Origin of the sequence: Streptomyces sp. NPDC026659, from assembly GCF_040638245.1 — a bacterium.
In the GTDB taxonomy this organism is placed as follows: domain Bacteria; phylum Actinomycetota; class Actinomycetes; order Streptomycetales; family Streptomycetaceae; genus Streptomyces.
Genome location: NZ_JBEZXY010000020.1, coordinates 21,868 through 31,911, shown reverse-complemented (window position 1 = coordinate 31,911; position 10,044 = coordinate 21,868). Strand labels below are relative to the sequence as shown.

Below are 10,044 nucleotides of genomic sequence, written 5' to 3'. Positions count from 1 at the left end.
CGGTTACATTCCGAACCCGGAAGCTAAGCCTCACAGCGCCGATGGTACTGCAGGGGGGACCCTGTGGGAGAGTAGGACGCCGCCGAACTCCTTTTGATAGGGCTGGTCCCTGAACTTCGGTTCAGGGACCAGCCCTTTTTTGTTTTGCTTCACTTTACGTTCACATTGCCCGCGAAGCATGGGGCCCATGGCTACCGCTGAAATGCTCAGGGCCGCCGGCGTGGGCGCCGGTCACGAGGTCGTCGTACCGGCCTTCGGGAACGCGGAGATCGCCGAGGCCGTGACCCGGGCGGGCGCGGTGCCGGCCTTCGCCGACATAGACCCCGTCACCTACTGCCTGGACGCCGCTGCCGTGGAGGCGGCGGTAACTCCGCGCACCGCGGCCCTCGTTGTCGTGCATCGCTTCGGACGGCAGGCGGACACCGGGGCGTTGGGGGAGGTCGCCGCGCGGCACGGGCTGTTCGTGCTGGAGCACGGCGAGTCCGAGACGCCGTACGACGAACCGGCCTCCCGTCGGGAGCGGGCCGCGTATCTCGACGCGCGGCTCAAGGGGGTGCGCACTCCCGCCGGGGGGGACGGGCATACCTATCAGCAGTACGTGGTGCGGGTGCCGGGCAACGGGAGGCCGGACCGGGACGCGTTCGCGCGTGCCTTGCGGGCCAGGGGAGTTGACTGCCGGGTGCCCGTGCGGACGCCCGTCCACCGGATGCCCGGATTCCGGCGCTGTGTGTCGCTGCCGGAGACCGAGCGGGCCGCCGACGAGACGCTGGCGCTGCCCGTGGAGGCCGCGCTGACGAAGCGGGACATGCACCGGATCGCTGCCGCCTGCAACGCACTTGGGGGACTTCTTCAGCCCGCTTGATGATCGGGCCCGAACGGATTTGGGAACCCGTGCGTGTTCGGGGTACGATCTTCTTGTCGCCGCGAGGGAAGCCTCGAAAGCGACAAGGCCCCTATAGCTCAGTCGGCAGAGCGTCTCCATGGTAAGGAGAAGGTCAACGGTTCGATTCCGTTTGGGGGCTCAGCCAGAAAGACCCCGCCCATTCGGGCGGGGTCTTTTTCATGTCCAGGGGCCGGTGGCCCCGGGCCTCAGTCCTGCTGAAGGCCCGGAACCCGCATGGCCAGGATGGCCATGTCGTCGGACGGGGCGTCGGAGGCGAAGCGCTCCACGGCGCGCAGGATGCGGGCGGCCACCGCGCCCGCGGTGAGCCCCGTGCACGTGGTGAGGACGTCGGCGAGACCGTCGTCGCCCAACATGCGGGTGCCCTCGCGGCGTTCGGTGACGCCGTCCGTGACGCACAGCAGCACGTCGCCGGGGTCGAGGGTGACCGTCTCCTCGTACAGCTCGAGGTCCTCGATCACGCCGAGCAGGGGCTGGGGTTCGGCGGCGGTCTCGACCGTGCCGTCCTGACGCAGGCGCAGCGGGAGCGGGTGGCCCGCGCAGACCACCTTCATCTCGGCGCCGCCGTTGGCCTGAGGGCGCAACTCGCCGTAGAGCAGGGTGAGGAAGCGGCTGCGGTCGCCCTCGTCGAGGATCGCGGAGTTCAGCCGCTGCAGGACTGCCGGGCCGCTGAGGCCCTCGCGGGCCAGCAGGCGCAGGGCGTGGCGAGCGAGGCCGGTGACGGCGGCCGCGTTGGGGCCGGTGCCGCAGACGTCGCCGATGGCGAAGCCGTAGGCGCCGTCGCCGATCGGGAAGAGGTCGTAGAAGTCGCCGCCGACCTCGTTGCCCTCGCCGGCCGCGCGGTAGATGACGTCGACCTCGACGCCGTCGATGTGCGGCAGGCCCGGGGGGAGCAGGCTGCGCTGGAGGGACTGGCTGATGGCCGTGCGCTCCGAGTACAGGCGGGCGTTGTCCAGGGCGAGCGCGGCGCGGCGGGAGAGGTCCTCGGCCAGCTCCAGGATCTCCTGGCGGAAGTGTTCGTCCGCGGGCTTGCCGAGGGTCAGCATGCCGATGACGCGGTTGCGGGCGACCAGCGGGAGGACCACGGTCTCGCCGCCGACGGCGGAGGCCGTCGCCAGGGTGGGGCCGATGCTCGCCGTGAGCTGCTGGGCGGGACCGCCGGCCAGGCCGAGGCTGCGCATGGAGCTGCGCAGGGCAGCCTGGTGGGCGACCTCGCCGGGCAGCGGCCAGACCTGGGCGCCGGGCGTCAGGACCGGCTCGGGCGGGGGGATCTTCGACAGCAGGGACTTGATGCCGTCGATGAGTTCCTCGTCCTCGTGGAGGACGTACGACAGATACGGGTCGGAGGCCGGGTCGGCGATCGTGTAGACCGCGCACCAGGTGGCCAGGGTCGGCACCGTCATCTGGGCCATGAGGGCCAGCGTCTGGTCGCGGTCGAGGGTGCCCGCCAGGAGGTCGGACGCCTCGACCAGGAAGCTCAGCGAGCCCCGGCGCAGCCGCTCCAGTTCGCCGAGGCGGGCCGATTCGACGGCCAGGGCGATGCGGTCGGCGGCGAACTGCAGGCGCAGCGCCTCCTCGTTGGAGTAGCGCCCGGGGCCCTCGGCGGCGACGCCCAGGGAGCCGGTGAGGCGGCCCTCGACCTTGAGCGGCACGGTGACGACCGAGCGCATTCCGGTGCCGGCGAGGAGGGGCACCGCGCCGGGTACGGCGGTCAGGTCCTCGTGGACGGCGGGCATCCGCGCCGAGCCGTAGCGGCCGGGGCCCGCCTCGACGGGGACGCGGGCGAAGCGCTGGCGGGCGGAGGGCAGGCCGGTGGAGGCGCGGACCTCCAGCTCGGTCTCGTCGTCGGTGGCGAGCAGCAGGAAGGCGGAGTCGCCGTCGAGCATGTCGCGGGCGCGCTCGACCGTGCGCTGGAGGAGGCCGTCGAGGTCGTCCGGGGCGGGGGAGCCGATGAAGACCTCGAAGGGGTCGGCGCTCGGCCCTTCGGCGCCGCCCTGGTCGCCCGCGGGCACGCGGGAGGGGGTCTGGAGGACGGCGCGCTCGTGGTCGCGGACCAGGAGGCAGACGGTGGAGGGCTCGCCGCCGGTGTCGCGGACTCTGAGGTGGGAGGCGTAGACGGGGGTGACGCGGCCGTCGGCGCGGCGGACGCCGTAGCTGCCCTCCCAGCGGGAGAGCTGGAGTGCCTCGGCGATGCCGGTGCCGGTGCCGGGGGTGTGCGGCCAGGCAGCGAGGTCGGTGAGGGGCTTGCCGACGACCTCGTCGGCCGCGTAGCCGAAGAGTTCCTCGGCGTCCTCGTTCCAGGCGCTGACCGAGCCCTTGCGGTCGATCTGGAGGACGGCGACGCGGACCCGGCCGTCGGCGGTCGGCAGCAGATCGATGGGCAGGGCGGGCCCGGCGGTCCGGGTGCCGAGCGCGCGTTCGGGCAGGTCGAGCTGGAACCAGACGTTCTTGTGGGTGGAGGTGTACTCCACGCCCCAGCGGGAGGCGAGGGCCGCGCAGAGCTGGAGGCCGCGGCCGCCCTCGCGGTCGGGGCTGCCCATGACCGCGTGCGCGCTCTGCAGCGGGACCTCGCGCTCGGGGTAGCGGTCGGAGACCTCGATGCGTACGCCGGGTTCGGTGCGCAGGCACAGGACCTCGGCCTCGGTGCCCGCGTGGACGACGGCGTTGGTCACCAGTTCGCTGGTGAGGACCACGGCGTCGTCGACGATGTCGGCGAAGCCCCAGCCCTGGAGGGTGTCGCGGACGAAGGACCGGGCGGTCGCGACCGAACGCCCCACGGGCTCGAAGCTGGCGGCCGCGCGCGCGGTGATCACAGAACTCCCTGACCTGTCGTCTACGTGCAAGGCGATGGGGCCGGCCGGCTCGCGCCGCTGTCGCGGCATCGGCTCGCCCGTCGGCCGTTGCTCGGGGGGCTGTTCCCCCGGGATCGCTCCGGTCATGCTCCGCGGCCGCCCCTCCGATAACCGCTCTTCGTCGTCTCGGCGTTCGGGCCGGCCGGGCCGGTGCGGCTGGACAGCCCCGTGCAAGGTTACTTACCTTCGCCGTCCGAGCGGATGCCGGTCACCGGTGTTTACCCCCCAGGGTGTGCGGACGATGTGCGAAGCTGCCGAACTGTTATGGCCTGGTTCGGCCGGGGTGAAACACTGGGCAGGATTTTGATGAAGGTCCGGCCGCACCCCGCGTGTGTTCCATGAGCGGTGGGCAGCAGCCCCTGGTGCGGCCGGAACTTCGCGGACAGCGGTATCGGCAGAAGTACCGGGCGGTCCTGCGGGCCGGGCGGTGACTTGTACGCGGAAGCAATCCGGTGCGCCGGCCGGCGGCGCACCGGGCCGGCGCCGCCGGGCACGGCAGTGACGGTCTACCCCTCCGGGAGGGACACAGTGGAGTCTGGCGCAGCGACGCGGGGCACGAAGACGCGCGCGAAGGGCGGACCGTCCGCGCGGAGGGGCGGGGGCACCACCGTCGTGGACACGGCTGCCCTGAACCGGTTGCTGTCGGCTCTGGAGGCCATGCGGGACGGCAACTTCCGCAAGCGGCTCACGGTGTCCGGCGACGGGGTGATGTCGGAGATCGCGGCGGTCTTCAACGAGGTCGCCGACCGCAATCTGCATCTGACCGGTGAGTTGTCCCGGGTACGGCGCATGGTCGGCCGTGAGGGAAAGCTGACGGAGCGGCTGGAGACGGGCGCCTGCGAGGGCTCGTGGGCGGCCGCCGTGGAGAACTCCAACGCGCTGGTCGACGAGCTGGTGTGGCCGGTCTCGGAGGTCAGCCGGGTGCTGACGGCGGTCGCGGAGGGCGATCTGTCGCCGCGCATGGATCTGCGCACCGAGGCGCCGGACGGGACCGGGCATCCGCTGCGGGGCGAGTTCCTGAAGGTGGGCCGGACCGTCAACAACCTGGTGGACCAGCTCTCCACGTTCACCGACGAGGTGACGCGGGTCGCCATCGAGGTCGGCACCGAGGGCAAGCTCGGCGGGCAGGCCAAGGTGCGGGGCATGTCGGGTTCCTGGAAGGACCTGACGGAGTCCGTCAACACCATGGCGAACCGGCTGACCGCGCAGGTGCGCGACATCGCCCTGGTGACGACGGCGGTCGCGAGCGGTGATCTCTCGCGCAAGGTCACCGTGCAGGTGGCCGGCGAGATGCTGGAGCTGAAGAACACCGTCAACACGATGGTGGAGCAGCTGTCGTCCTTCTCCTCCGAGGTGACGCGTGTCGCCCGTGAGGTGGGCACGGAGGGCATCCTGGGCGGCCAGGCGCAGGTGCCCGGGGTGGCCGGGGTGTGGAAGGAGCTGACCGACTCCGTCAACACGATGGCCGGGAACCTCACCGCCCAGGTGCGCGGGATCTCCCAGGTGACGACGGCGGTCGCGAACGGTGACCTGTCCCAGAAGGTGACCGTGCCCGCGCGCGGTGAGGTCGCGCAGCTCGCCGAGACGATCAACCAGATGACCGAGACGCTGCGGATCTTCGCGGACGAGGTCACGCGCGTGGCCAACGAGGTCGGCGCCGAGGGACGGCTCGGCGGCCAGGCCAATGTGCCGGGCGCGGCGGGCACCTGGAAGGACCTGACGGACTCGGTCAACACGGTCTTCCGGAACCTGACCACGCAGGTGCGGGACATCGCGGCCGTGACGACCGCCGTGGCGAACGGCGATCTGTCGCAGAAGGTCACGGTGGACGTGGCCGGCGAGATGCTGGAGCTGAAGAACACCGTCAACGGCATGGTGGACCAGCTGTCGGCGTTCGGTGCCGAGGTGACCCGGGTCGCGCGGGAGATCGGGGTCGAGGGCGAGCTGGGCGGTCAGGCCCAGGTGTCCGGCGCGGCCGGTACCTGGAAGGACCTGACGGACTCCGTCAACACCGCGTTCCGCAACCTGACCGGTCAGGTGCGCAACATCGCCCAGGTGACCACGGCGGTGGCCAACGGCGACCTCTCGCAGAAGGTCACCGTCGACGTCTCCGGCGAGATGCTCAAGCTGAAGAACACCGTGAACACCATGGTGGACCAGCTCTCCAGCTTCGCCGACCAGGTGACGCGGATGGCCCGTGACGTGGGCACCGAGGGACGGCTCGGCGGCCAGGCCCGGGTGGACGGCGTCTCGGGCACCTGGAAGGAGTTGACGGACTCCGTCAACCTCATGGCCAACAACCTGACCATGCAAGTGCGCAACATCTCCCAGGTGACGACGGCCGTGGCGCGCGGCGATCTGTCGCAGAAGATCGGCGTGGACGCGCGCGGCGAGATCCTGGAGCTGAAGAACACCATCAACACGATGGTGGACCAGCTCTCCGCCTTCGCCGACCAGGTCACCCGGGTCGCCCGTGACGTGGGCACCGAGGGGCGGCTCGGCGGTCAGGCGCAGGTGCCGGGCGTGGCCGGGGTGTGGCGGGACCTCACCGAGTCGGTGAACGGCATGGCCGGCAACCTGACCGGCCAGGTGCGCAACATCGCGCAGGTCGCGACGGCGGTGGCGCGCGGTGACCTCTCCCAGAAGATCACCGTGGACGCGCGCGGGGAGATCCTGGAGCTGAAGAACACGCTGAACACGATGGTGGACCAGCTGTCGTCGTTCGCGCAGGAGGTCACGCGCGTCGCCCGTGAGGTGGGCACGGAGGGCATCCTCGGCGGCCAGGCCGAGGTCCAGGGTGTCTCGGGCACCTGGAAGGACCTCACGCAGTCCGTGAACTTCATGGCGAACAACCTGACGATCCAGGTGCGCAACATCGCCGAGGTGACGACGGCGGTGGCCAAGGGCGACCTGTCGAAGAAGATCACTGTCGACGCCAAGGGCGAGATCCTCGAACTCGTCACCACGGTCAACACGATGGTCGACCAGCTGTCGTCGTTCGCCGAGCAGGTGACCCGGGTGGCCCGTGAGGTGGGCACCGAGGGCATCCTGGGCGGCCAGGCGCATGTGCCGGGTGTCACGGGCATCTGGAAGGACCTGAGCAACAACGTCAACCTGATGGCCAACAACCTGACCATGCAGGTGCGGAACATCTCGCAGGTCGCCTCGGCGGTGGCCAACGGCGACCTGACCCGTCAGGTGACCATCGAGGCGCGCGGTGAGGTGGCGCAGCTCGCGGACACCATCAACATCATGGTGAAGACGCTGAGTTCGTTCGCGGACCAGGTGACCAAGGTGGCCCGCGAGGTGGGTACGGACGGCATCCTGGGCGGTCAGGCGCACGTTCCCGGTGTGGCGGGCACGTGGAAGGACCTCACCGAGTCGGTGAACGGGATGGCGTCCAACCTCACCGGCCAGGTGCGCAACATCGCCATGGTGACCACGGCCATCGCCAAGGGCGATCTGACCAAGAAGATCGACATCGACGCCCGGGGCGAGATCCTGGAGCTGAAGACGACGATCAACACGATGGTGGACCAGCTGTCGTCGTTCGCCCAGGAGGTCACCCGGGTCGCCCGCGAGGTGGGCACCGAGGGCATCCTCGGCGGCCAGGCGCGCGTGCGGGACGTGGACGGCACCTGGCGCGACCTGACCGAGTCGGTGAACGAGATGGCCGGGAACCTGACCCGGCAGGTGCGCGCGATCGCGAAGGTCGCCACGGCCGTGACGCGCGGCGATCTGAACCTGAAGATCGACGTGGACGCCTCCGGCGAGATCCAGGTGCTCCAGGACTCGATCAACAAGATGATCGCCAACCTGCGCGACACCACGATCGTCAACAACGAACAGGACTGGCTCAAGGGCAACCTGGCCCGGATCTCCGCGCTGATGCAGGGCCGCCGGGACCTGAAGGACGTGGCCTCGCTCATCATGAGCGAGCTGACGCCGGTGGTCTCCGCGCAGCACGGCGCGTTCTTCCTGGCGATGCCACTGATGGAGGGGCAGGACGCCGGAGGTGAGTCCGAGGACGGGTACGAGCTGCGTCTGCTGGGCTCGTACGGCTGCACGACGGGGGCGATGCCGACGTCGTTCCGGCCCGGTGAGGGGCTGATCGGCGCGGTGGCGCAGGAGAAGCACACGCTGCTCGTCGAGCCTCCGGCGGGCTATCTCAAGATCACGTCGGGGCTCGGTGAGGCGCGGCCCGCGCAGCTGATCGTGCTGCCGGTGGTCTTCGAGGGCAACGTGCTCGGGGTGATCGAGCTGGCGTCGTTCACCAAGTTCACCCACATCCAGCGGGACTTCCTCAACCAGATCGCGGAGATGATCGCGACCAGCGTCAACACCATCTCGGTCAACACCAAGACCGAGCAGCTGTTGGCCCAGTCGCAGGAGCTGACCGAGCAACTGCGCGAGCGGTCGGCCGAGTTGGAGAACCGGCAGAAGGCGCTCCAGTCGTCCAACGCCGAACTGGAGGAGAAGGCCGAGCTGTTGGCCCGGCAGAACCGCGACATCGAGGTCAAGAACACCGAGATCGAGGAGGCGCGGCAGGTCCTGGAGGAGCGGGCCGAGCAGCTCGCGGTGTCGATGCGGTACAAGAGCGAGTTCCTCGCCAACATGTCGCACGAGCTGCGTACACCGCTCAACTCCCTGCTGATCCTTGCCAAGTTGCTCGCCGACAACGCGGAGAGCAACCTCTCCCCGAAGCAGGTGGAGTTCGCCGAGACCATCCACGGCGCGGGCTCGGACCTGCTCCAGCTGATCAACGACATCCTCGATCTGTCGAAGGTCGAGGCGGGCAAGATGGACGTCTCGCCGACGCGGATCGCGCTGGTCCAGCTGGTGGACTACGTGGAGGCGACCTTCCGGCCGCTGACGGCGGAGAAGGGCCTGGACCTGTCGGTGCGGGTCTCCCCGGAGCTGCCCGCGACCCTGCACACCGACGAGCAGCGGCTGCTCCAGGTGCTGCGCAACCTGCTGTCCAACGCGGTGAAGTTCACCGACTCGGGCTCGGTGGAACTGGTGATCCGGCCCGCCGGGACGGACGTACCGCAGTCCATCCGGGAGCAGTTGCTGGAGGCGGGGTCGCTGACCGATCCGGACGCGCCGCTGATCGCGTTCTCGGTGACCGACACCGGCATCGGGATCGCCGCGAGCAAGATGCGGGTGATCTTCGAGGCGTTCAAGCAGGCCGACGGCACGACCAGCCGCAAGTACGGCGGCACCGGGCTCGGTCTTTCGATCTCCCGCGAGATCGCCCAGCTGCTCGGCGGCGAGATTTACGCGCAGAGCGAGCCGGGCCGCGGCTCGACGTTCACGCTGTACCTGCCGCTGCACCTGAACGGCCTTCCGCCGCAGGGCTATTACCAGCAGTCCGTGCCGCAGCTGGAGGCCGGCGAGCTGGTCGCCGCCTCCGAGGCGCGGGTGTCCTCGCAGCTGTCGGCGGCGGAGACCGAGACCCCGGCCGAGGTGAAGTCGTACCGGGAGACGCAGAACGGGCCCGCCGCGCTCTTCCGGCGGCGCCGTCGCGCCACGGCGCCCGAGCCCCGGCTCGAGCTCTCGCAGGCGCCCTCGGAGCAGCGGGAGGGCGAGGTACGGCCGGAGGCCGCCGTGCGGTTCGGCGGCGAGAAGGTGCTGATCGTCGACGACGACGTGCGCAACGTGTTCGCGCTCACCAGCGTCCTCGAGCAGCACGGACTGGCGGTGCTGTACGCCGAGAACGGCCGTGAGGGCATCGAGGTGCTGGAGCAGCACGACGACGTGGTGGTCGTGCTGATGGACATCATGATGCCGGAGATGGACGGCTACGCGACCACCACGGCGATCCGCAGGATGCCGCAGTTCGCGGGGCTGCCCATCATCGCGCTCACCGCCAAGGCGATGAAGGGCGACCGGGAGAAGGCGCTTCAGTCGGGCGCCTCCGACTACGTCACCAAGCCGGTGGACCCCGACAGTCTGCTGAGCGTCATGCGACAGTGGATGCGGCCGGAGTCCAACGGCGGCTGAGAGCCGGGGCGATCCGGCGGCCGGGGCCGGAGTGACAGGGCCGCGCGCCCCGGTGACGGTGTGACAGAACGGGATGTGACCGAGGACTCACCTCCCCGGCAGGTGTCGGAATCCCGGATTCCGGGAACGTTCCGGGCCCGGCCCGCGTTTCCGCTCCGTGCACAGTGACATCACGGTGACAGGGTGTGGCGACGGGCGGGGTGCGGCTACGATGACCGGCACAAGGACGGGCGGCGAAAGGGAGTCGTCCCCTGGGGCGGCGCCCGGTGTACCGCCGGGGCGAGGAGG

General features: G+C 70.3%; 3 protein-coding genes, 1 tRNA gene and 1 rRNA gene. 4 read left to right on the top strand and 1 reads right to left on the bottom strand.

Annotation, left to right across the window (positions count from 1 at the left end; all coding sequences use genetic code 11):
* From rrf to AB0E91_RS31260, 3 genes are all read left to right on the top strand, one after another.
* Positions 1–88 (top strand): 5S ribosomal RNA (rrf, locus tag AB0E91_RS31270); the annotation flags it as partial.
* A 114-nt stretch (positions 89–202) separates the two neighbouring features.
* Entirely contained in the window at positions 203–862 is a 660-nt protein-coding gene (locus tag AB0E91_RS31265; protein WP_361788693.1) for a DegT/DnrJ/EryC1/StrS family aminotransferase, read from the top strand.
* Between the two features lie 87 nt (positions 863–949).
* Positions 950–1,022 (top strand) — tRNA-Thr (locus AB0E91_RS31260).
* Positions 1,023–1,089: 67 nt separating this feature from the next.
* Here the strand turns inward: AB0E91_RS31260 and AB0E91_RS31255 are convergent.
* The gene (locus AB0E91_RS31255; protein WP_361788687.1) at positions 1,090–3,840 is read right to left on the bottom strand and encodes a SpoIIE family protein phosphatase; all 2,751 of its coding nucleotides are present in this window, start codon (positions 3,838–3,840) and stop codon (positions 1,090–1,092) included.
* Positions 3,841–4,281: 441 nt separating this feature from the next.
* Here AB0E91_RS31255 and AB0E91_RS31250 point away from each other — a divergent pair, with 441 nt between their 5' ends.
* Positions 4,282–9,756, top strand: a complete 5,475-nt coding sequence (locus tag AB0E91_RS31250) for a HAMP domain-containing protein (RefSeq protein WP_361788685.1) — start codon at positions 4,282–4,284, stop codon at positions 9,754–9,756.
* The last annotated feature ends 288 nt before the right edge of the window (positions 9,757–10,044 follow it).